The following is a 23,807-nucleotide window of genomic DNA, read 5'->3' on the forward strand; positions in this document are numbered from 1 at the left end:
GCCCTAGACCTGTGACGACTTGGCGATACGCCCGTGAATCGCGGACGAGACGACCAGTTCGATCGTCTGACGTTCATCCTCGATCCGCCCTTCCAGCCACGCCGCGACGAAATAGGCGACCAGAGCGATGGCCAGCCCCGCCGCCGTCGTGGTCAGCGCGGTCCAGATGCCGGTTGCAAGAATGCGCGGGTCGCCGATCTCCTGGCTCAGCGCCAGCGAGCCGAAGGCGTCGATCATCCCGATGACCGTGCCCAGCAGACCCAGCATCGGTGCCATCTGCACCACCGCTTCCAGAAGCCGCATCCGCGCCCCCATCTGCACCAGTTCGGACAACGCCACCTGCCGCGCCAGTTCCTCGCCATAGGAAGGGTCGGCGGGGCGGGCGCGCAGGCCCGACATCACCGCGGAAAGGACACGCGACAGGACGGTCTTGCCGGTATTGGCCTTGCGCTGCGCCTCATCCGGGCGGCCGTTCAGCCAATCGTCCAGCATCACATCAGCGGATTTGTGTTTGCCGACACCCATGCGGGTGAATTGCAGCACCTTGAAGATGGCGACTGTCAGGGTCAGCACGGAAAGCGCCGCCAGCGCCGCGAAGACGACAAGGCTGATGACCGGAAGGTCACGGAAAATGCTCAGGAACATGATTTAGAGGCCGAAATCGATATTTGTGCGCGATTGGGTCGCCAGACCCGAAAGACAGGCCGCGCGCAGGTCGGTCTCATCCTCGGCCTGGCATTCGGCGACATCGTTGACGACGATCCGACCGACATCGGCGCAGGTGCGCCCCGGCAGTTCAAACATCGCCACCTTGGTCTTGCCCGAGGTCATCGCGCCGAAATCAAGAATCGTCAGCGCCTCTACCACGCCTGCCGAGTCGAAGATCGCGACCTGCCAGGCAGCGCGGGACAGTGCCTGCTGCATCATGTTGGTCGTCACCATCGTCAGCAGGCAGCCGCCATTCTCGGTATCTGTGGCCGAGTTCAGCTCGATCTGGACGGATTGATCGGTGGTCTCTGCGACTTCCTGTGCCAAGGACGGCTGGCACATACCGAACAACATTGCCGCGACAATTGCGGCCTTTCTCGATTCCTGCATCGAAAATCCCTTCAAGAACCTAGCGATAGACCCCGATAAGTGGCAGGGCACCGAATTCATAGCGCGTCGAGCCCTGCGCGTCATCAGGAAGCAAGGTTCCTGCGGGCAGAAAACTCATCGACGGGCTGGAATCGGCATTGCCACGGGTCACGCCGGGCAGGATATCGGCTGACCGCGCCGTGGTCTGCTGCGCCACGGGCTGAGCGGCGACCGGGACGGTCGCGATTTCGGCGATCTTGGCCTCTGGCGCGATGGCGGGTGCAACCGGCACCGGCGCAAAGGCAGCGCTGCTTTGCGCGGCAGGGGCGGCGAAAGGATCATAGGCCGGTGGCACGATCCGTTCGACCGCAATGGCGGCTGACGGTGCGCGCAGATCGGGGTTGCGGGTCATGTGATCGACGGCTTTGGCAAAACCAAAGGCTGCGCCTGCGGCGACCAGACTTGCGGAGGCAATAAGTATTGGTTTCATAATGTCATTCGTTCGCTGATTGGTCCGACGATAACACCCGAAGGCCGATCTCTCAATTTGTCTTTGCACTTTACAGGCGATTATGTGGATCATCCGCGCTGCGCTGGCCGCGACCCTTCTTCTGTCCCTGCCTGCGGTGGCGAAAGCCGGGTTGCGACTGTGCAATCAATCCTATGATGTGCTAAACGTGGCCATCGGTGTTCCGCAGGACCAGCAGACCGTGACCCGGGGCTGGTGGCGCGTGGCGCCGAACCAGTGCGCCAATCTGGTGCGCGACAGATTACAGTCACGTCTTTATTATGTCTTTGCAGCGGATGTTTTTGGTAATGAAGTCCTGTCAGGCTCGATCCCGTTTTGCGTCGCCCCACGCCGGTTCGAGATCGACAGCCAGCAGGATTGCCTGTTGCGCGGATTTCTGGACGCCCGCTTTATCGAGGTCGATACTCAGGAACAGACCAACTGGACGATCTTTGTAACCCCTCGACCGGAATAGACATGCTTTCCCGCCCCGCCCGTCCTCTGTTTACCTCCTTCTCCCGCGCCATGGCCGTTGCGGTGGCGGGGTATCTGGTGGCGGTCGCGCCGGTTTCGGCCAAGGCACAGGACGTGCTGGTCCTTGACGATCCGCTGCCCGCCGAACTGGCAGAGCGAATCGAAGGGGCAGGGGTGTTGCGCGGCACCGATCCGTTGCCTGCCGCGCCGCTGGTCTATGGCGGTCAGGCGGGCGCGGGGGTTGCCGAAGCCTTGGCCGAGCTACCGGCCGCTGCGCTGGTGGTTTTCACCGATTGCGCGGCAGGCGACAGTCTTACCAATTTGAAGGGCATCTCGGCCCGGATCGCGGTTCCGGCTGAAGGTTCCTGCGATGCAACCGCTTTGGGCGAGAGCTTCGCCGAGGCAGCGACCTTGCCGCCGTCAGAGCGATTGGCGGCATTGCAGCGTGGCGGATACCGGATGCTTCCCGCGAACGCTGCGGCGACGCCTGCCGCTGGCACGGGTGGATTGGTGATCTCGGCCATGCCGATCGAGACGCTGAGGCCTGTCGAGGGTAGCGGCACCATCGTCCTGGCCAATCTGGGCGAAACCCCATTCGAGGCACGGCCCGCAGCGGTCCCTTCGGCCAGTGGGGTCCAACCGTCGCGTCCCGGCCTGCCTCAGCCATCGATTATCATCGGCGATCTGGCGGTGCTGAGCACGACCGGCGAGCCGGGGCCGCTGGGCATGGCCTATGCCGCGCGTGAGACCATTCGTCAGCGCGATCCGGCGATGTTCGAGCGTCTGGTCTCGCAAGGGGCGTTCGATCCGTCCGAGGACCAGATCGCAGCGGCGATCCAGACCGAGTTGCTGCGCATGGGCTGTTATCGCGGGACCGTGGACGGCGATTGGGGTGGCGGGTCCGCATCGGCGCTGGCGCGCTATGCAGAAACCGGCGGCGCTTCGGGTCTGTCCGGCGCCGACCCTGACATCGCCCTTTTTCGCGCCGTGATCCGCGCCGACGAGGTGGCTTGCCCGGCACCCGTCGCGCCGCGCCCGGTTGCGGCTGTTAATGATCCTCCGAGGGGGCCACGAGCCTCGCGCGGAGACGTGCCGGTTCAGCCAAGGCGCGATCCGACACCGCCGCCGGCTGAAACCGCCCCGGTTGACCGTCGCATCAATACCGGGCCTTCCGGCCTGTCCGGGGTGTTTCGCTGATGCCATCGACCAAGGTCGATCCGCGTTTCCGCCAGATGGGACGAAGCGCAAAACGCAGGCGCAACCGGGTCTCATTTCTTCGATGGGGCGCAGGCGCGGGGGCGGTGCTGATCGCGGTCGGGCTGACATGGCACTATACCGATCCCGATCTCGGCGCGCTTATCCGGCGGGACGGGGGAGACGATGTGCTGGTGCAGGTCGAATCGCAATTCGACATTGCCCCGGTCGTGCGCGCCGACACTTTCACCGACATCCCTGGCGATCCGCTGATCATTCCCGCGCCCGATGATGGACAGGCGCTGGACGTGGAACAGCGTCCGGTGCCCGCCGTTCTGTCATCGAACCCACGGCTGGCCGGGATGGGAAGGACGCTGACCGTTCTGGACAGCAGCCTGATGCCACGCGGCATGCAGCTTGTCGCCAGCCTGCCTGCCACCCGTGAAGAATTCGCCCTGTTTCAGGCCGAGCGCAGCCGCAGCCGCCTGATGAATGCCGCCGCCACGCCGGATACACCGGATGCCCCCGGCGTCATTCCGGCAGATCAACGCGCGACCAGCAGCATCAGCTTTCTGCGCGATTCAAGCCTGCGAAGCGGTCTTTGGCGCGAACTGATCCTTGAGACCGCGCGCGAGGTGAGCGTGCAGGAACTGCTGGAACAGAACGGCTTCGACGAAGGTGCAGCGCAGAGGCTGGCGGAACGGATCGAGGGGCAGGTGTCGCTGGAAGGACCGCTGAAGCGCGGCTCGATCCTTGCGCTGCGTTATCGCCTGCGCGGCACCTCGCGCGAGGTGATTCAGCTGTCGGTCTATGGACCGCAGGGTTTCATCGGGTCGCTTGCCATGTCCGGGGCGGGGCAACTGGTGCCTGCGGCGGATGCATGGGCCGATCAGTCGCTGTTGCAGGAGTTGCTGGCCCGGCAGAACGGCGAGGGCGGCGAGGCCGGGCAGCAACGGTTGCTGGACCTGATTTATTCTGTCGCGCTGCGGAACGAGGTCCGCTCGGAAATCATCGGCGAGGCGATCGCGATGATGGCGCGGGTCTATGATCTCGACAGCGTGGCGAACGAGAATGATCGCCTGACGCTGATTCTGGCAGGAGAGAACAGCCCCGACCCGCGCGCGATCCTGTTCATCGGCATCAGTGGGCCGGGCGGTGATCGCCCATGCTACGTCGTCGCCGCCGAGAATGGTGAGGGGTTCGAATGTTTTGCACCATCGGCGCGGGTGGCGCGACCGGCGGGCGGCGTCAGCCTGTCGCCGCCGGTGATCGGGGTTTTGTCGCAGCGATTCGTTCCCTCGGGATCGGCTGAGGGTGCCGATGACCGCTCTCGCGGGCGGGTTGCGTGGTCGGCGCCATCCGGCACGCCCGTCACTGCGGCGGGGGACGGGCGCATCACGGATCGGCGTGCCGCCGGTGAGGATGGTGGCGCGATGGTCGAGATCACGCATGAAGGCGGGTTGGTTTCTCGTTACGAGGGGCTGGGCGCGCTGTCGGCTGCTGGTGCGGGTGCCGGTCAGGTGACACGCGGCACCGTTATCGGCGCGGTCGGGGATGGCGAAGGCGATACCGATGCTGGCGTCAGCTTCCAGCTTTTGTCGGACGGCGCTGCGGTCGATCCGATGCCCTATCTCAGCGGCGCGGGCGAGGTGTTCGCTTCGAACGCGGTCGAGGCTTTGATCGGGCGGATCATCACCGTGGAAAGCGCGGGAAATGCGCGGGCGCGGAACCCGCTTTCCACCGCGACAGGACTTGGCCAGTTCATCGAATCGACCTGGCTGCGGATGATGCGCAGCTATCGCCCGGATATGGCGGCCACGCTTGATCGCAGCGCGCTTCTGGAACTGCGCTTCGATCCGGATCTGTCGCGACAGATGGTCCGGCATCTGGCGCAGGAGAACGAGGCCTATCTGCGTGCCAGAGGCCACGCGATCACACCCGGTCGTCTCTATCTGGCGCATTTCCTTGGACCGGCGGGCGCGGATCAGGCGTTGAGGGCGAATGGTTCCGCCTCGGTTCTGCAGGTGATGGGACCGGCGGTTGTGGGGGCAAACCCCTTCCTGCGCGGCTACAGCATCGCCGATCTGCAGAACTGGGCCGACCGCAAGATGAGCGGCGCGGCCCCTGCCGAGCATATGCCCGCCGAAATCAGCATTCCCGCCGAAATTCGCGCCTATGTCGAGGAGGTGGATCGGCTGCTATCTGCGCAAAGCGGATAGATTTGCAACGCCATCGCGCGGGTTACCTTGCGTCAGCCGTCTAAAAGCTTGTTTTACGCGCGCAAGACGGTTTATCCACGCAGTTGGGCGGGACGGGCATTGCGAGTTCCGGTCGTTGCGACATTGATGAAGACTTATTGAACATGAAGACTCTGCCGATCCGCGTCTCGGGACGAATGCTTGCTGCGCGTCTGTTGCTGACCACCGCACTGGTGGGATTGTCTCCACTGATGCTTCCCGGAGAGGTGTTCGGGCAGGCCACGCGATATTTCGATAATGTTTCCGGCGGCGGGCTGAACCCGACGGACGGCCCTTGGAGCATGTTGGATCCGGTTTGGGCGAACTCGGGCGGCGGTGGTCATCAGGCGCTCGAGGAAGGCGATACCGGCGTTTTTGATCGCTGGAGCGGTTCTACACCTATTACGGTCACCGTTGGCGGGATTGTGCTGCCGGGCGAACTCCGTGCGGAGAGCAATGGCTTCACGCTGACCGGCGGGCAGATCGGTGAGGCGGGTCGCGCGCTGACGTTTTCTGCGTATAATAACGTCACATTCAACGTTAATTCCAAGCTGGCCGGGAATGTCACGATCGATGATAACGGCACGAACTTCGATAACGGCACGATCGTCTTTGGTGCAGCCGACAGCGCCATAGAGAGCCTTCACGTCAAAGATGATACGAACCTGAACATCGTCGCGGGTGCGATAACGACCGGCACTTTGACCAATGAGGGCGATGTCAATCTTTCAGGTTCTCATACCGGCAACGTCGAGAACCAAAACGAGTTGATCCTCGATGGGGCGACGATCACCGGAGAGCTGGTCAACAACACCGGCTCGGATCTCATCGCTCGGAACGCGAACACCGTTCTTGGTCCGGTCGTCAATTGGGGTCGCCTGTATAACGACGGTGCCAGCGACGCTTCGCTGGAGGTGACGGGGGGCAATACCTTCACCAACCATGGTGATATTGTCTGGTCGGGTGGCGGGACGCTGCTGATCAAGGCCGCCGAACTTGATCTCAGACACGGCGGCACGGTCGATTCGAGCGCGGCGAAGCTGGAAGGTCTGATCTCGAACCGCGGCGTTCTGCGATATACGACCGCCGGATCGGCGTTGACGCATGGTCTGGACAACTATGTCAGCGGGCAGACCGTCGTCTCTTCTGATCTCAACGCGAATAACAATGACATTCGGAATACCGGATCGTTCCTGATCGACACGAACGGTCAGGTGAATTCCGTGCGCTTCCTGAACCGCACCGTCAACAGTGTCAGCGGGGATCTTCTGTTGCGCGGCGAATTGGCCGGTGCGCTGCAGAACGAGGAAGATGCACAGGTCGAGATGGATGGCGGGGTCATTACCGGCACCGTCGAGAACCACGGCGATCTGTTTGGCGAAGGCACCATCACCGGCTCGCTCGATAACGCCAGCACCGGCGTGCTGCGCGTGAATGAGGATCAGTCCGTCGGCGAAATCGACAATCAGGGCGAAATCCTGTTCCAGAACGATAGCACATTGACCCTGACGCAAGGCAATCTGGCGAATTCGGGCAAGCTGCACGTTTCGGGCGACATCCTCTCGACCGGCGGCGGACAGGTGCAGAACCTCGCGAACGGGGTGATCGCGCTGAACGGCGGTGATATCGAAGCCGAGGTCGTGAACAGCAGCGGTGGCAGGGTCGTCCTGCGGGAAGATACCCGCGTAGACGGGGACTTCCGCAATGAAGGGACCTTGGACAAAAACGTTCTCGGTGAAGTCACAATCGATGTGTCGGGTCACGATTTCTACAACTCTCACGAGCTTCTGAGCAGCGGGTCCGGTCAGCTTCATATTCAGGCGAATAACATCTACCTGCAGGCTGGGACCGTTCATTCATCGGCGGTCAAGCTGGATGGCCGCGTGGTGAACAGCGGAGACCTGAACTATAATAGCGAAACCGTTCTGAGCGACGATCTGGTGAACGAGGCTGGCGGTGCTATCAATGTTCAGTCCAATCTGAACGCGGATTTCAACGCGATCAATAACGCTGGCGCCTTCAACATCGAAGCCAACAGACACGTCTATAATGTCAGCCAATTTGACAATTCGGGCGTTCTGGTTGTGAGGGACGGTGCCACCATCACGACTGGCACCATGACGAATGCCGCCAATGGACGACTGACTGTTTACGGCACCATCAACAACGCGCTGACCAACGAGCTTGACGGGACGGTTGCGCTGGCAGGAGGAAGGGTAAACGGCGCATTCAACAACGCCGGAAACCTGACCGGCGAAGGCAGGATCGATGGCATCCTGTCCAACACGAAGAACGTGACCGTTCGTGGCGATTTCGATGTAAATGCTGTCGAAAATGAAGGTGCCATCCACGTCATCGATCAGGGCGAGTTGATTCTGAGGAATGACGAGCTGGTCAACCGGGGCTTGTTGAAAGTCGATGGCATCGTTCGCGGTTATGATCAGGACTCAGTTCTGAAAATTGAGAACGTCGAGAACGCAAGGTTGCAATTGAATGGCGCGAGGATTCGCGCGGATGTTACCAATGCTCTGGGCGGCAATGTCAGTCTCGTTGCCGGATCGCGGGTGGATGGGAATTTCACCAATGACGGCAGGCTGACCCTTGATGGCAGTGCCAGTTCCACCGATCTGGACAATCTCGATGTCCGCGGCAGTGTGTTTACCAATAATGGCGAAATCCTGAAGACTGGCACCGGCGAGTTTCGGATTCTCGCCGATGAGCTGCGGCTCAATAACGGAACGGTCACAAGCAGCGTGGTGACGCTGGTCGGCAAGATCGTCAACAGCGCCGGATTGCAGTTCGATACCGCGTCCGAGCTGTTCGGCGAGCTTCAGACGCGTCAGGGCGGCACAACGACGATCAGCGCCGTCCTTGATGCGCGCAATCACGTTATCAGCAATGCGGGCTCGACAGTGGTCAAGCAGGGCCACGCTATCGTGGACGCTGCGCGAATCGATAACAGCAATCTCTTCACGGTCGAGGCTCAGGGTGAAGTCACGACGGGTCGCCTGATCAACGCGGAAAACGGCGATCTTCGTCTGCGCGGCACAGTAAACGGCAGGATCGAGAACGCAGCAAATGCGTCGGTGACGCTTGGCGGCGGAACCGTCAACGGGGTGGTGCTGAACGCGGGCGAGCTGACCGGCAATGGCGTGATCGGCGGTCGGCTGGAAAATTACGGCACGGTTCTCGTCGATGGCACCGGGACGTTGCAGGTTGCGGGTCTGCTGAACAATGAAATCGTGGAGGTTGCGACAGGCGCGACCCTGCGGACCGATACGGGCATCGACAACCACGGCACTTTCATTGCGAACGGCGCGATCCGGATCGATGGGACCGGGTCGAAATTTGTCAACCGGAACAATGCATTGTTGGAGCTGAACGGTGGGGCGCTTACAGGCACCGTCTTGAACCAGGAGGGCGGCCGGGTCAATATCAATGCCGATACAACCGTTATGGGTTCGTTCGAGAACGACGGGGATCTGCGCTCGCCGGTGACCGTTCCGGTAAAGCTGGAAATGCTGGGCGGCGGAGACTTCGTTAATACCGGAACGATCATTGCCGACACCCAACTGACCATCATCGCCGACAGGATCATGCTGAAAGAGGGTGATGTGTTCGGCTCGAACATCTTCTTCGAAGGCGACCTCTTCAATTCGGGTAATCTGATCTACGAGGTCGATTCCTCGCTCAGCAACAACATCGGCAATCTGCGGAATGGCAAGCTGCGTATTACCGCGAATGTCGATGGTAAAGACTTTTCGATCGACAACGACGGCGAAATGTTCGTCGGACGTAATTTGAATAGTAATAGCGTTGGCAATCTGCACAACGTGGCCGAACTGACCAACAGCTACAAAGTGCTGATCGATGAAGATGCCAGCGTCGAGGCCGATGTTATTCAGAACACCGGCTCCGGTGTCATGACGATTCGGGGCGACCTGGAAGGGGCGGTCAGCAACGCCGGTCAGGGCAAGATTGATCTGGATGGCGGAACGATCACGGGCACGGTCACGAACGATGCCTTGCTTGAAGGCGCCGGGACGATTGCGGGGCAGGTGGCGAATACCGGCCGGATCAATGTCACCGGCGATATGACCATCACTGACCTGCAGAACGACGGGCAACTGAATGTTGGCAGCGGCAAGCTGACCTCGGGCCAGCCGATCGTCAACAACGGCACGGCGAGGATTGCCGGAACTGTTCAGGGCACGATCAGCAACCAGAGTGGCGGGCTGGTGAACCTTGAAGAAGGCATCATCGTCGGCGATCTGGAAAACGCGAACCAGGTCAATGCGCGGGGTCGTGTCACCGGCGTGGTCACCAACAATGGCACGCTTGCAACGACGGGTACGCTCGATGTCGGCAGGCTGGTCAACAACGCCACCAGCACTGTTCGTGAACAGGACGAGCTGATCGCCCGGAATGGCGTTGACAACACCGGCACGCTCAATCTGGACGGCGATCTGACCGGCGCGCTTCGCAACGCCGCGAATGGTAAGGTCACCCTTGGTGCGGACAGCAAGATCAGTGGATCGGTCACCAATGCGGGCAATCTGCAGGGCCACACCCAACTGAACGGCAACCTGAATAATAGCGGAGTTGCCAGAATCTCGGGCACCACCGGCGTGATCGAGAACAGCGGCACGTTGCGGACCGAAGGCAATCTGACCGCGTCCAGCGTGAACAACAGCAAAACGGTTGTCATTGCCAATGGCGATAGCCTCACGACGCAGAACGGGCTCGACAACACTGGCACCGTGATCGTTCGCGGCGATCTGACGACTCTGGGCGATGATGCGCAGGTCACCAACCGGGATCAGGCGACTTTGGCGCTGGACGGTGCGAGCGTTTATAGCCGCGTGGTGAACGAGGCTGGCGGGCTGATCGATATCCGGTCCAGCAGCACGATCTATGGCGATCTGGTGAACCGCGGCGACATCGACATGACCAAGAAAGCCGACGACGTGCGGCTGCGCGTGTACGATGGCACCTTCACCAACTCTGGCGAGGTCAAGGTCACCGGCGGCGGTTTCCTGACCATCGAGGCCGACAATATCGCGCTTGAGGAAGGCTCGGTCATCGACAATGAGCGTGTGGATCTGATCGGTAGCGTCGCCAACAATGGCGATCTGGTCTATCGCCGTGACGCGACGTTGACGGGCGATCTGCGCAATAACGAAGACGGCGCCGTCGTGATCCGGGCCGAGGTTGACGGGCAGGACGGCGATACGCGGCACAGCGTGATCAACTCCGGCAGCTTCCAGATCGGCGGAACGACGGGTCCGACCGGGCAACTGGTCAATGTGGAACGGCTTGAAAACAGCGGCAACTTTACCATCCACGGTGGCAGCCGCGCCGAGGCCGAGGATGCGCTGAACCGCGATGGTGGCCGGATGACCATTGCAGGAACGCTGGTCGCTCCGTTGAGCAATCGTGCGGACAGCACGGTCAGCCTTGAAGGCGGCCGGATCGAGGGCGATGTCGACAACGCGGGCAACCTGACGGGCGATGGCCACATCACCGGAAGCCTGCTGAATAGCGGCACCACCTCGGTCGTCACGGGGCAACGTCTGGCCGTGACCGGCGGTGTCACCAATAATCAGGCGCTGAACGTCGCGGGCACATTGGACGCACAGGTCACCAATAATGGCACGCTTCGCGGCGGCGGTGAGATTTCCCGCTCGGTCTCGAATAGTGGCAACATGATCTGGACGGGCGTGATTGCGGGCGATCTGGTCAATGACGGCAATGCGCAGGTCCAGAATACCATTGGCGGTGACGTGACCAATCGCGGCGTGTTCGCACTGACCGGTGATCTTCGCGTTGACGGTGCTGTTCTGAACAGCGCCGCTGGCGGCAATCGCAATGACGCTATGACCATCGGTGCGGGCCGTGTGTTGACCGCTGCAGGTGGCGTTACGAACGAAAGCCGGGCCTCGCTGGTCAATGAGGGGCGCATCGTCGGGAATATCGACAACCGTGGCAACTATACGCAGACCGGCACTTTGGACGGATCGCTGACCAGTCAGGGCAATTCTAGCCTGTCGGGCCGCGTGACCGGCAATGTCGATTACCTTTCGGGTCGGATGGATCTGGCCGAAGGCATGACCATCGGCGGCGATCTGAATCTGCGGAACAATTACAGTCTGGCGCGCGACCGCAGCATCACCGCGACAAGAACCGTCGTCGCAACCAACACGGCTTTCGATCTTGCAGGCACCGTGAATGGCGATCTGCGCAACGTGGGCAATGTGAATGTCTCGGGCGCGACCGCGAATGTCAGCGGACGTCTGACCAATACCGGCGTGGTCGATCTGACCGGCAATCGCGGCACCGGCGACGAACTGCGCGTGAACAGCCTCGCCGGTAACGGCAAGTATCACCTGAACGTCGATCTGCGCGACATGACTGCCGACCGCATCACCGTGCAGGGTGGTGCGGCGACAGGCCATTATGAGCTGTTTCTGGATTATGCCGGGAACGGCGCGATCCCCGAGATCGGGCAAAGCGTCATTCTGATCGATGTGGATGAACGCCGCGGCGCGGCGAACGATTACACGATCTCGGTTGACAGACTGCCCATCGGAAGCGAGCGGATCGCCTATGCGGTTCAGCGCGTGACCGAGAATGGCGATCTGCAGTTCAGCGCGGGCCTGAACCCGGCCATCGGTGGCCTGATCGGCAACGTGACGCTGACGCAGACCCTGATCGGCTCGATCGTGAACCGTCCGACCAGCCCCTTCGTGACCGGGCTGGCCTATGAAGACCCGCAGAAGCCCTGCGGTGTCGGTGCATGGGGCCGGGCGACCGGCGGGACTGCGACCACCACCGGCGCGTCGGATACCGGCATCAACCGGCTCGAAAGCACGATCAGCACCAGCTATTACGGTATGCAGGTCGGCAGCGATCTGGCCTGTTTCGACAACCGCTACGGCGGCTGGAACATGGCATTCGGCGTTCTGGCCGGCGTCAACCAGGGCGACACGACCCAGCCGGTCTATGTGACCGATCCGCTGAACCCGGATCGCCTCACCTCGTTCGTCAGCAGCGTCAACAAGACCGAGTTCACGCAGGCTTATGGTGGCGTCTATGCCACCGCGACGCGTGACCGCTTCCAGGCCGATCTGCAAATCCGGGCCGAGCGCACCGATTTTACCATCCGCAACAACCCGGTCGGCAACTCCAAGGGCCTTGGCCTGAGCGAGCAGGATTTCAGCAGCACCAGCCGCACCATCAGTGGTTCGGTCGGTTACTCGCTGGACGTGCCGAACATGGAAGGCTGGAGTGTGGTTCCGACGGCAGGCTTCGCGTGGTCCAGCATCAAGACGGATTCGATCAAATTCGATCCGCTTGAAGAGGGCATCGACGAATATCTGCATTTCGAGGACAGCAACCGCACCATCGGCTTCCTTGGCGCGACCGTTGCCAAGACCTTCGTGCAGCCGTCCAGCAACTCGGCGGTTTATGCATTCGCGACCGGCACCGTCTATCACGACTTTGCCGACCCGACCGTCTCGGTGTTCGAGCGTGTCGGCGACAACAGCCTCAAGCCGCAGCGTTTGGAATCCGACAACCTTGGCACTTACGGCGAGGTCAGCTTCGGCGCGAACTACATCAAGGTGCTGAGCGAAGGCGCACGCGCCCGTCAGTTCAGCACCAGCGCCCGGATCGATGCACGCTTCGGCGACGGGCTGGAAAGCGTCGGTGTCACCGGGCAGGTGCGCTGGCAGTTCTGATCCGCTTGGCTAGCGCGCCTCATCCGCTTAGGGTGGGGCGCAATCACGGCCCGCTTACGGTCCGCGTCAGCCGGTCGGGGGCTTGGCCCGAGAGATGATTTGAAGCGCGGAAGGATTACGCCCGCATGTCATGGTTCAGCAAAGTCGCCTGGAAAGAAGGGCTGTTCATGCAGCCCCAGCATCTGCAACAGGCCGATCGCTACCACGAACACCTTGTTCACGCCCGCACCCGGCTGATCACCCCCTATCCCTGGGGTGTGGCCGATCTGACCATCGACCGCGATCAGGCACAGCAGGGGATGCTGGCGCTGCGCTCGGTCTCGGGGATCATGCCGGACGGCACGCCTTTCGATGCGCCGGGCATCGGCCCGCTGCCGGTACCGGTGGCCGTGCCGGACGATGCCGCAGGTCAGTTCGTCTGGCTGACCCTGCCGGATTCATCACCCAATATGCGCGACGCCTCGCCCTACGAGGAAGAAGGCGCCACGACCCGCTGGGGCGTCATTACCGAGACGGTTAGCGATTCAGCCTCGTCCATGCGGACCGAGCAGGTGGTGGAGCTTGCCGTGCCGCGTCTGGAAGTCGCGATCCGCAAGACGCCGCGCCCCGGCTATCAGAACCTGCGCCTTGCCCGCATCACCGAGATTCGCGACGGCGTCGTCACGCTGGATGAAACCTTCCCGCCCCCGGCCTTGGTCATCGGCGCGCATCCGCAGATTCTGGGCTACGTCACCCGCGTCATCGGCTGGATCGAGGCGCGGCTGGAAAGCCTTGCCCGCTATGCCACCGATCCTTCGGCTGGCGGGGGGCTGCAGGCTTCAGACTATCTGATGCTGCTGACGCTGAACCGCAACATTGGCCAGTTGCGCCACCTGTCGCGCACCTTCGCAGTCCATCCCGAAATCCTTTACCGCGAATTGGTGGGTCTGGCGGGCGAGCTTGCCACTTTCGATACCGGCAACCGCCATGCGCCGGATTATCCGGCCTATGATCACGAAGATCCGAAAGCCAGCTTCTCGCAGATCGTGGCTGATATTCAGCGGCTGCTGTCGCGCGATGTGGGCCGGGCGATCCGTCTGCCGCTGCGCGAAGTGCGCCAGAATTCCTATCTGGCCGAGGTTCGCGACCGCAACCTGTTCCGCGATGCAACCTTCGTGATCGAAGTGGAAAGCGCTAAGCCGCTGACGCAGGTGCAAAGCCAGTTCCCTGAACTCTGCAAGGTTGGCCCGAACACCCGCATGTCCGAGATCGTGAACAACAACCTGCCGGGCATCGCGCTGCAACATTTGCCGAACCCGCCGCGGCAGATCAGGGTGTTGTCTTCGAACGTCTATTTCCGTCTGGAAAAGAACTCGCCGCTGTGGCGCGAATTCTCGATGGCTCCGGCAATCGGGATGCATTTCGCAGGTGACTGGCCGCATCTGAAACTTGAACTTTGGGCAGTGCCGGAGCGCGGCTGATGGCTGGCAGGGACGACGACGACAAGGACAAGACCGTATTCGGCGGCCCGTTGCCGGGCAGCAATCCGTTCGGTCAGCCGGGTCAGGGCAACCAGAACCAGCAGGGCAATCCGCAGCAGCCGGGATCTTCGGACCCATGGGGCCGTCCCGTGCCGCCGGGGCAGGGCGGTGGCGATGATGCCCGCACGCTGATCGGCAGGCCCAATCCCGCGCCGGGTGGCGGCGGTTTCGGACAGCCCACGCAGGGATTCCAGAATCCGCCCTATGGCCAGCCCGCGCCGGGCGGTTCGCCCTTTGGTGACAATGCGCCGGGGGCGTCGCCCTTCGGCAATCCCGGTCAGCCGCAGCAGCCCGGACCGGGGCAGGGCAATTATGGACAAAGCGGCCAGACATGGCTGGGCCGTCCCGCGCAGGCACCTGCCGCGCCGCCCATCGCCTATGGCGGTGGGCAGATCGGCCGCGCCGACGCCTCTGATCGGGGTTTCTTCCCCGATATTCAGCAGCGTGCCGCACAAGCGCCGGTCGCCGCAGGCCCGCGCATTCCGCTGCACGAGGCATTGCAGGTGCGCGAACTGGGCGCGGGGTCGTCGTCCAACCCTTTGCTTGCCGCCGCCGCCAGCCTGCTGATCCTGCTGGGCCGTCTGCGCACCGGTATGGTCGAATTGCAGGTTGCGCCGCTGATGGAGCATGTGACCCGCGAGATCGACCGCTTTGAGCGTAACGCCCTGACCGCCGGTCTGAACCCGCATGAGGTTCTGGTGGCGAAATATGCGCTGTCGGGAACCGCCGATGATATCGTCCAGAACCTCCCGGGCGGTGATCGCGGCAATTGGCAGCAATATTCGATGGTCGCGCGGTTCTTCCACAAGCGCGATTCCGGCGTCGGCTTCTTTCAGGAAGCCGAAAAGGCGATGCAGGCGCCGGGCCAGAACTACAACCTGCTGGAGCTGATGCTGGTCTGCCTGTCGCTGGGCTTTGAAGGCCAGTTTCGCACCATGCCGAACGGGGCCGCCGAACTGGCCCGTATCCGCAGCGCCATCTATGAAAGCCTGCGCCGTGTGCATCCGCGCCCCGATGAGGATATCTCGGTCATGTGGACGCCGGTTGTGCAGGACCGTGGCCGCCGTTTTGGGGCGATCCCGCTGCCTGCGGTGCTGGGCGTCTGCCTTGCCGCTGTGGTCGGCGTCTTTGCCGTCTTCGCCACGATGATCAACCGTGGCGGTGCCGAGGCTGCCGAATCGATGCGCGGCATCCACCTTGCCGCCCCCGCGATCCAGATCGACCGCACCAATCCGGGCCCGGCCTATGTCGCCGAAGTCCCGCAGCTTGACCGTATCCGCGAAGCCTTCGCCGGTGAAATCGAGGCAGGCAGCGTCGGCGTCGAGGCGAAGGGCGATTTCATCGCCATTCGCGTCGGTAACCTGCAACTCTTCGACACCGGTTCGGTTCAGGTGAAAGAGGGCTTTGCAGCCCTTGCCGCCCGCATCGCCGAGGTGCTGAACAGCGAGGGTGGCCCGATCGTTATCGAAGGCCATACCGACAACGTGCCCCTGACCGGGCGCGGTCAGTATAAGGACAATTACCAGCTTTCGCAGGCCCGCGCCGAAGGCGTCGCCGCCGTGCTGACACCGCTTCTCAGCGATCAGTCCCGCGTCGAGATGGTGGGCCGTGGCGAGGATGAGCCGGTCGGCGACAACGCCACCTCTGAGGGCCAGTCCGCCAACCGCCGGGTCGAAATCATGCTGGCGCGCGAAGGCACCTATGACACCGCCCCGGCAGAAAATGCCGAAGCGCCTGCCGATCCTGCGGCAGAAACGCCCGAGACGGAGACGCAGAATTGAGACTGTTCGGCCTGAACATCCGCCGCCCGCGCTGGCGCGACAATGCATGGTGGCGCTGGACGGTGACGCTGCTGGGTCTGCTGCTTCTCTGCCTTGCGATCTGGTACGGTGCGCCGATGACCGGCTGGGAGCCGCTGACCACGATCAAGTGGCGCGTCATCATCATCGCCACCATCCTGATCCTGTTCTCGCTGATCGTGTTTATCCGTTGGCGCAGGCGCGTCCGCGCGGCGCGGGCGATCGAAGCGGCGCTGATCCCGCTTGAGCCCGAAGGCGACGGCAAGGTTCTGGCCGAGAAGATGCAGGAAGCGCTTGGCGTCCTGAAGAAATCGGGCGGCGCGGCCTCGCTTTATGATCTGCCGTGGTATGTCATCATCGGCCCCCCCGGCGCGGGCAAGACGACCGCCTTGGCCAATTCCGGCCTTGATTTCCCGCTGGCGCATAACAATTCGGTGGCGGGCTTCGGCGGCACGCGGAACATGGATTTCTGGTTCGCCGAGGATGCGGTCCTGATCGATACGGCGGGCCGCTATACCACGCAGGACAGCGATTCCGTGGCCGACAAGGCAAGCTGGGACGCCTTCCTTGGCCTTCTGAAACGCACCCGCCCGAACCGCCCGATCAATGGCGTGATCCTGTCCTTCTCGGTCGAGGACATGATGAAGGGCGACAGCGCCACTCTGACCCGACATGCCGAAACCGTCCGCGCCCGTCTGGCCGAACTGCATGAACAGTTGAAGATCGATTTCCCGGTCTATGTCATGTTCACCAAGGCCGACCTGATCGCCGGTTTCCGCGAATATTTCGCCAGCTTCAGCCTCAACCGCCGCAAGCTGGTCTGGGGGACGACCTTCCAGACCAAGGACCGCAAGGCCATCACCCACGAGGCGGTCCCGGCCGAATTCGACCGCATCGTCTCGCGTCTTTCGGATGAGATCATCGACCGGCTGTCCGAAGAACCCGACGGCGTTGCCCGTATCGCGATCTTTGGTCTGCCGGGGCAGATGGCGCTGTTGCGCGACAATGTGGGCAGCTTCCTGCGCAAGGTGTTCGAGCCGACACGCTACAAAACCAACGCCATCCTGCGCGGGTTCTATTTCACCTCGGGCACGCAAGAGGGCACGCCGGTCGATCAGGTGCTGGGCGCGATGAACCAGCCCGGCGCGGTCGGTGGCTTCCATTCCGGCTTCATGTCGGGCCGGGGCAAAAGCTTCTTCATCCACGACCTGCTGCGCAGCGTGATCTTTCCCGAACAGGGGTGGGTGTCCTTTGACCAGAAGGCCGTGCGCCGCGCCTTTGCCATCCGCACCGCCGCGTTGATCGCCATCGCGGCGCTGACCTTGGGCAGCATCGCGGCCTTTAGCTACAGCTATTGGAAGAACCTGCAACTGGTCCGCACGGCCGAGGCAGAATCGGCGGCCTATATGCGCGACGCCTTGCCGGAACTGACCCGCGAGGTGGTGGACAATACCGACCTGCAACCGATCATTCCGCTGCTGAACGACATCGCCACCGTTCCGGCTGGCTATGGCGACAGCGAAGAGGCCAGCTTCTGGGAAGGTCTGGGCCTTGGTCAGCGCGACCGGCTGAACCGCGTGGCGACCGAAAGCTACGCCGAATCGCTGGAGCGGATGCTGCGCCCACGGCTGATCCTCGACCTTGAACAGCGCTTCCCGCAGATCATCGCCTCTGGCGACATGACCCAGATCTATCGGGCGCTGAAAGTCTATCTGCTGCTTGGTAAACAGGGCGAGACCACCGACGATCCGGCGATCATCGCGTGGTTCGAACAAATCTGGCGGCAGGAATATCAGGGGCTGCCGGGGCTGGATCTGATCGACCACGCCAAGCGCCATCTTGAGGCGATGCTGAAACTGGATGACCGCCGCGAATTGCTGGTCGATCTGGATCAGGCCACCGTCGAACGCGCCCGCGCCGCGATTGCGCAGCTTCCGCTGGACGAACAGGCCTATGCGATCATCCTCGACGGGGTGGCCTCGACCTCTCTGAAAGAGTGGAAACTGTCCGACGCCGTGGGCGGCAACGCCGCCGTGCAGGTGTTTGCATCGCGCGACGGGACCGAACTGACCACGGTGACGATCCCGGCGCTTTATACCTATGAGGGCTTCTGGGGCTATTTCTACGATCAGCTTGATGCCGTCGAAGAAGAGCTTCGCCGCGATCAGTGGGTGTTGGGCGATCTGGCCAGCAGCAACGAAATCGAGGGCCGTCTTGCCCGGCTGGACCGCGATCTTCTGGAACGCTATCGCATCGAATTCGTCGGCGCGTGGGAGGGGGTTCTGGACAACCTCACCCTTGCCTCGATGGTCGCGGACAAGCCGCAATATGCGGTTCTGGGCAGCGCTGCCTCGGCCTCGAACTCTCCGATCCTGAAGCTGGTGAGTGCGGTTGCGACCGAAACCAACCTGTCGCGTGAATACAAGCAGTTGCAAGGTTTGGAAGAACCCGCGCCGCAGCAGGAAGAAGGGCGGGGGGAAGGCGGGGGCGCCGCAGGTGCCATCGGCAATGCCTTGATGCAGCGGATCGAATCGCGGTCCTCGGGCGTACAGCGGATTCTACTGGATGCAGCGCAGCAACAGGCGGGCAGTGCCATCCCCGGCGGCGCAGGCGGAGGCGGGGCTGCCAACAGCATCACCGCCCCCATCGACGCCATTTCGGACACGTTCCAAGGGTGGCAAGTGCTGATGGAGGGCGATCCCGGCCAGCGGCCCATCGACACGCTTCTGGGCAATATGGGCGCGGTCTGGGAAGCGCTGCGGCTGGGCGTTCACAACCCCGAACAACTTGCGGCGGCGCTGCCATCGCTGCTGAACACCCTGACGCAGTATAATTCGCAATTGCCCGAACAACTGGCGACGATGGTGAACAAGGCGGAGGGTGATTTCCGCGCCGGGGCCTCGGATGCCAGCATAGAAGAGATGAACCGGGCGCTGGCCGACCGGATCACCTTCACCTGCCGCGAAAGCATCGTCACCTCTTACCCCTTCGCCAATTCGGACCGCAGCCTGTCGATCGACGCCTTCGCCCGGTTCTTCGGCACCGGGGGTGAGATGGACCGTTACTTCACCGAATATCTGGAACCCTATGTCGAGCGTTCTAACGATGGTGGGCTGAAATGGCGCGAGGATATGGAGATCACCTCGCGCATGTCCGACGCCACCCTGAAGCAGTTCGAGCGGGCCGAGAAAATCCGCCGCGCCTTCTTCGCAGGCGGGGGCGAACAACCCTCGGTCGAGATCTCGGTCTCGCAGATCGATGCCCATCCGACGGTGGAAATGGCGCAACTGATCATCAATGGCAGCGAAGTCCGCTCGGTCACCGGATCGCTGGCCAGCACGGTTGTCTGGCCCGGCACCGGACGTTCCAGCATGATTATGCTGACACCGACGCTTGACCGCGTCTCGGCGGTGGTTGCGGAAAACAGCCCGTGGAGCTTCATGCAACTGCTGGACAAGGCCCAGTATCGCGATCAGCGCGGCGAGACGTTGCGCGCAACCTTCGTCATCGGTGGCCGCAATATCACCTATGATTTCACCATCAACGCGGTGGTCAATCCGTTCAGCATGCCCGAACTGAGGGAATTCCAATGCCCGCAGAGCATCGATTGAGCCTCGGCGTGACCGGCCTATACGGCAAGCACCCCGCATTCGGGGATTTCATTGCGGCGGGCGTCGTCGATGACGCGCTTCAGCCGCTTGGCGACTGGTTGCAGCAAAGCCTTGGCGCGTGGCGCGCCTCGGTCGGCGAGGACTGGCAGCCGCATTTCGACCGCACGCCGCAATTCGCTTTCTGGATCGGCGGGGCGCTGGCTGGTGGATTTCCCTTGCGCGGCGTCTGGTCGCCGTCGCGTGACCGGGCGGGTCGGCGCTTTCCGCTGCTGATCCTTCAGGTCGGCGGCCCCGCGCCAATCGCGGACCCGTCGCAGGATTTCTATGCGATGGCCGGGCAGGCGCTGAACGATTATCTGAACAGCCCCCGGTTCGAGCCGCGCGACGCGGCAGAGCGGTTGCAGAACGTGCTGCCAAAGCCGGTCGATCAGCCGCAGCCGAACTGGCCGACCTTCTGGGCGCTGAACCCCTCGATGACGCCGCAGGATCTGCTGGCCGGTCTGGGTGCCGCCGATCACGCCCATGCCAGCGCCTGGCGCAGCTATTGGTGGTTCACCGCGAATGAGGGCGCGGGAACGGGGCTGCTTGCCTGTCACGGCATGCCCGGCCCGTCCGAACTTGGCTGGCTTTTCGCGGGTGGTGTGGCCCAGCCAGAACCCGCGCCGCAGAATGACCCGGTCGCCGCCGGATCCACAGGAGGAAGTGCATGACCGACGACGAGGCCCTGTTCACTTTCCGCACCGGCGCCCGCACCGATACGGGCCGCGTCCGCACGCATAACGAAGACAGCGTGGCGGCACTGCCCGATCTGGGCATCTGGGCGGTGGCCGACGGTATGGGCGGTCATGCGGCGGGCGACATCGCCAGCAGCATCATCGTCGAGGAACTGGCCTCGCTTGGCGTCCCGGTCAGCGCGCAGGATCAGCGCGCCCGTGTGTTGGAACGGCTGGACCGCGCCCATCACCGCATCGCCGCCTATGCCGCCGAGCAGGGGCAGCGCACCGTGGGCGCAACGGTTGCGGCGCTTTTGATCCATGGCAGCGAACTGACCTGCATCTGGGCGGGCGACAGCCGCATCTATCTGTGGCGCGAAGGCGTGCTGACGCCGCTGACCCGCGATCACAGCGAGGTGGCGCAGATGGTCGCCGCCGGGACGATCACCGAGGATGAGGCCCGCAATTCCCCCCGCCGCAATGTCATCACCCGCGCCATCGGCATTGGCGCCGATGTGCGTCCCGAACTGGTCAGCGGTGCCCTGCGCTCTGGCGACCGGCTGCTGATCTGTTCGGACGGGCTGACCGAGCATCTGGGCGATGCCGATCTGGCAAAGGCGCTTGGTAGCGAGGTTCCCGCCGAATTGCTGGCCGAAAACCTGCTGCACGACACGCTGGAACGCGGCGCGCGCGACAATGTCAGCGTGATCGTGGTGGATTGCGAGGCGGTGCCCTCTGGCGATACCGAAATGACCAAGACCTTCGCCGGAGAGTTCGGGAAAGAGTGATGAGATGACGTCCGACCCGAAATCCGGACCCGAAGACGACGAACCGAAGGAGGTCTTGCCCCCCGACGCCGCCGACCCCACGCCGCCCGACGCGCCCGAACCGGAAGCCGAAGCCGAAGAACAGCCGGAAGTGGCCGACCGCACGGTCTTCTCGGACCCCGACGAGGCTGCACCGCCCCCTGCGGACCGCACCGTCATCGCGTCCGATGCAGACGTAACACCCGCTGCCGCGCCGCCGACCGAGGCGACCGTCATTTCGGACACCATCGGCGCCGCGCAAGGCTCGGTTCGGCTGGTCGAGCCTGGCACGCTGATCAACAACAACTACCGCATTATCGAGCTGATCCTTGCGGGTGGCATGGGTGAGGTTTACCGCGCAGAGAACGTCTTCACCGGCGATCCGGTCGCGGTGAAGGTGATCCTTGCCAATCTGGCCAACGACGAATCGGTGCTGGACCTGTTCCGGCGCGAGGCGCGGGTGCTGGTCCAGCTTCGCGACGATGCCATCGTCCGCTATCACAACTTCATCCTCGACGGCGGGCTGCAACGCTATTGCCTGATCATGGAGTTCGTCGAGGGTCGGCATCTGGGCACCCGGATCAAGGAAGACGGGCCGCTGCCCGAGGATCTGGTGATCTCGCTGATCAAGCGGCTGGCGATTGGTCTTGGCCGCGCGCACAAACGCGGCGTCACCCACCGCGATCTGTCCCCCGATAACGTGATCCTGCGCGACGACCGCATCGACGAAGCGGTGCTGATTGATTTCGGCATCGCCCGCTCGACCGAGCTTGGCGACGGGCTGGCCGGGCGTTTCGCGGGCAAGTTCAAATATATCGCGCCCGAGCAACTTGGCCATTGGGAAGGCACGATAGGGCCATGGACCGACGTTTACGGTCTGGGTCTGCTGATTGCCATGGTCGCGTTGGGCAAGCCGCTGGACATGGGCGACAGCGTGGTTTCCGCCTCTGCGGCGCGGCTGGCGATCCCGCCTCTGGACGGCGTGTCGCACCGGCTGTTCCCGCTGTTGCAGCATATGCTGGAACCCGATCCGTCGCGGCGCCCGCAGGATATGGCCGCCGTCTTGCGCATCGTGAACGATCCGCTGCAACTGCCCGCACAATACCGCCTGCCGCTTTGGGAAACCCGCGCCACGCCCGGCACCGCGACCGAAAGCGGGGCGACCACCGATACGTCGCTGTCTGCCCGCGTCTCGTTGCCTCCCGGCAGCCTGACCGGCGCGGACCTGTCGGATAACGCGGCCTCGCACAGCCCTTTCGCATCGCTTCTTGCAAACCCTGCCGAATTGCCTCTGGCCGAACCCGCGCCAGAGCCGAAATCCCGCAAGGGCCTGATCTTCGGCGGGCTTGCCGCGCTGCTGCTTGCGGGCGGCATCGCGGTCTGGGCGCTGCCCGGCCTCTTCCGTGACACCGACGCGCCACCCCCGGATGAGGAAGTCCCGGTTCAGCAGACCACCACCATGGTCCCGCGCGACATCTCGACGCGAGAGGGGTTTCTGGCCGATCAGCCGATGCCGTCCTGCACCTTCGCCACCCGGCTGAATCATGGCCCGAATGCCGGGCAGATCGCGGTTCTGGCGAATGGCACCTTCGATGCGACGCCCCTGATCGATACCTATGACCGCAATTTCGGCACCCGCCCTGCCGTCATCTCTAACGCCGCCGGCGATCCGCAATGTGCAGTGGTCGATTTCCTGCGTGAGGTCGCGGGCCGTCCTGCTACTCCGCCGACGCTGACGGCAAATGTCACGACCGGGCAGGGCGCTTTCCAGCTTCAGGGTTCGGTCACGTCCGGCGGCACCGACCGCAATCTGTGGCTGTTTCTCGTATCCCCCGCCGGTGGTGTCTATGATCTGACCGGTCAGTTGCAGGGCGAGGGCGCTGGCCCGCGCCGCTTCGGCGTCTCGATTCAGGGTGAGGGCGGCGATCCGGCGGATGCAGGTTATCTGCTGGTGGCGCTGACCTCGGCCGGACCGCTTGCCAGCGTCACCGCCGCCCCGTCAGGCGCTGCGGCCTCGGATCTGCTGCCCCGCGTTCTGGAGGAACTGAACGCCAATGCCGAAAGCCCCGGCGTGGATTTCATGACCTTCTCGGCCACAGCAACAGAACCGGCCTCGGACTAGGCACGCT

At 63.1% G+C, this 23,807-nt stretch carries 13 protein-coding genes; 10 read left to right on the forward strand and 3 right to left on the reverse strand.

Going from position 1 to position 23,807, the window contains the following annotated elements; translation table 11 throughout:
- Positions 1–3: 3 nt before the first annotated feature.
- The 3 genes from JJJ17_RS03340 to JJJ17_RS03350 are packed head-to-tail and all read right to left on the reverse strand — an operon-like array spanning position 4 to position 1,567.
- Entirely contained in the window at positions 4–645 is a 642-nt protein-coding gene (locus tag JJJ17_RS03340) for a MotA/TolQ/ExbB proton channel family protein (RefSeq protein WP_200683757.1), read from the reverse strand.
- Between the two features lie 3 nt (positions 646–648).
- Positions 649–1,098, reverse strand: coding sequence for a hypothetical protein (locus JJJ17_RS03345; protein ID WP_200683759.1), 450 nt, complete (start codon positions 1,096–1,098; stop codon positions 649–651).
- A 19-nt stretch (positions 1,099–1,117) separates the two neighbouring features.
- Positions 1,118–1,567, reverse strand: a complete 450-nt coding sequence (locus JJJ17_RS03350; RefSeq protein ID WP_200683761.1) for a hypothetical protein — start codon at positions 1,565–1,567, stop codon at positions 1,118–1,120.
- An 82-nt stretch (positions 1,568–1,649) separates the two neighbouring features.
- Between JJJ17_RS03350 and JJJ17_RS03355 the strand changes: the two genes are divergently transcribed.
- The 10 genes from JJJ17_RS03355 (at position 1,650) to JJJ17_RS03400 (ending at position 23,800) form a co-directional block, all read left to right on the forward strand.
- Complete coding sequence (locus tag JJJ17_RS03355) at positions 1,650–2,060, forward strand: DUF1036 domain-containing protein (protein ID WP_200683763.1); 411 nt, start codon at positions 1,650–1,652, stop codon at positions 2,058–2,060.
- A 2-nt stretch (positions 2,061–2,062) separates the two neighbouring features.
- On the forward strand, positions 2,063–3,256 hold the full coding sequence (locus JJJ17_RS03360) for a hypothetical protein (protein WP_200683765.1): 1,194 nt from the start codon (positions 2,063–2,065) through the stop codon (positions 3,254–3,256).
- On the forward strand, positions 3,256–5,472 hold the full coding sequence (locus JJJ17_RS03365) for a peptidoglycan DD-metalloendopeptidase family protein (protein WP_200683767.1): 2,217 nt from the start codon (positions 3,256–3,258) through the stop codon (positions 5,470–5,472). The genes JJJ17_RS03360 and JJJ17_RS03365 overlap by 1 nt, the downstream gene beginning before the upstream one ends.
- Positions 5,473–5,615: 143 nt before the next feature.
- Positions 5,616–13,229: an autotransporter outer membrane beta-barrel domain-containing protein gene (locus JJJ17_RS03370; protein ID WP_200683769.1), complete on the forward strand. Its 7,614-nt coding sequence runs from the start codon at positions 5,616–5,618 to the stop codon at positions 13,227–13,229.
- A 125-nt stretch (positions 13,230–13,354) separates the two neighbouring features.
- Positions 13,355–14,689 (forward strand): type VI secretion system baseplate subunit TssK, encoded by a 1,335-nt coding sequence (gene tssK / locus JJJ17_RS03375; protein WP_200683771.1) that lies wholly within the window; start codon positions 13,355–13,357, stop codon positions 14,687–14,689.
- Complete coding sequence (gene icmH / locus JJJ17_RS03380) at positions 14,689–16,530, forward strand: type IVB secretion system protein IcmH/DotU (protein WP_200683773.1); 1,842 nt, start codon at positions 14,689–14,691, stop codon at positions 16,528–16,530. The genes tssK and icmH overlap by 1 nt, the downstream gene beginning before the upstream one ends.
- Complete coding sequence (tssM, locus tag JJJ17_RS03385; RefSeq protein ID WP_200683775.1) at positions 16,527–20,159, forward strand: type VI secretion system membrane subunit TssM; 3,633 nt, start codon at positions 16,527–16,529, stop codon at positions 20,157–20,159. The genes icmH and tssM overlap by 4 nt, the downstream gene beginning before the upstream one ends.
- A complete protein-coding gene (gene tagF / locus JJJ17_RS03390; protein WP_200683776.1) occupies positions 20,138–20,869 on the forward strand; it encodes a type VI secretion system-associated protein TagF in 732 nt (243 codons plus the stop codon). The genes tssM and tagF overlap by 22 nt, the downstream gene beginning before the upstream one ends.
- The gene (locus JJJ17_RS03395) at positions 20,866–21,660 is read left to right on the forward strand and encodes a PP2C family protein-serine/threonine phosphatase (protein WP_200683778.1); all 795 of its coding nucleotides are present in this window, start codon (positions 20,866–20,868) and stop codon (positions 21,658–21,660) included. Before tagF ends, JJJ17_RS03395 begins: the two co-directional genes overlap by 4 nt.
- Before the next feature lie 4 nt (positions 21,661–21,664).
- On the forward strand, positions 21,665–23,800 hold the full coding sequence (locus JJJ17_RS03400; protein WP_200683780.1) for a serine/threonine-protein kinase: 2,136 nt from the start codon (positions 21,665–21,667) through the stop codon (positions 23,798–23,800).
- Positions 23,801–23,807: the final 7 nt, after the last annotated feature.

This window comes from Paracoccus caeni, from assembly GCF_016629665.1.
GTDB lineage: Bacteria > Pseudomonadota > Alphaproteobacteria > Rhodobacterales > Rhodobacteraceae > Paracoccus > Paracoccus caeni.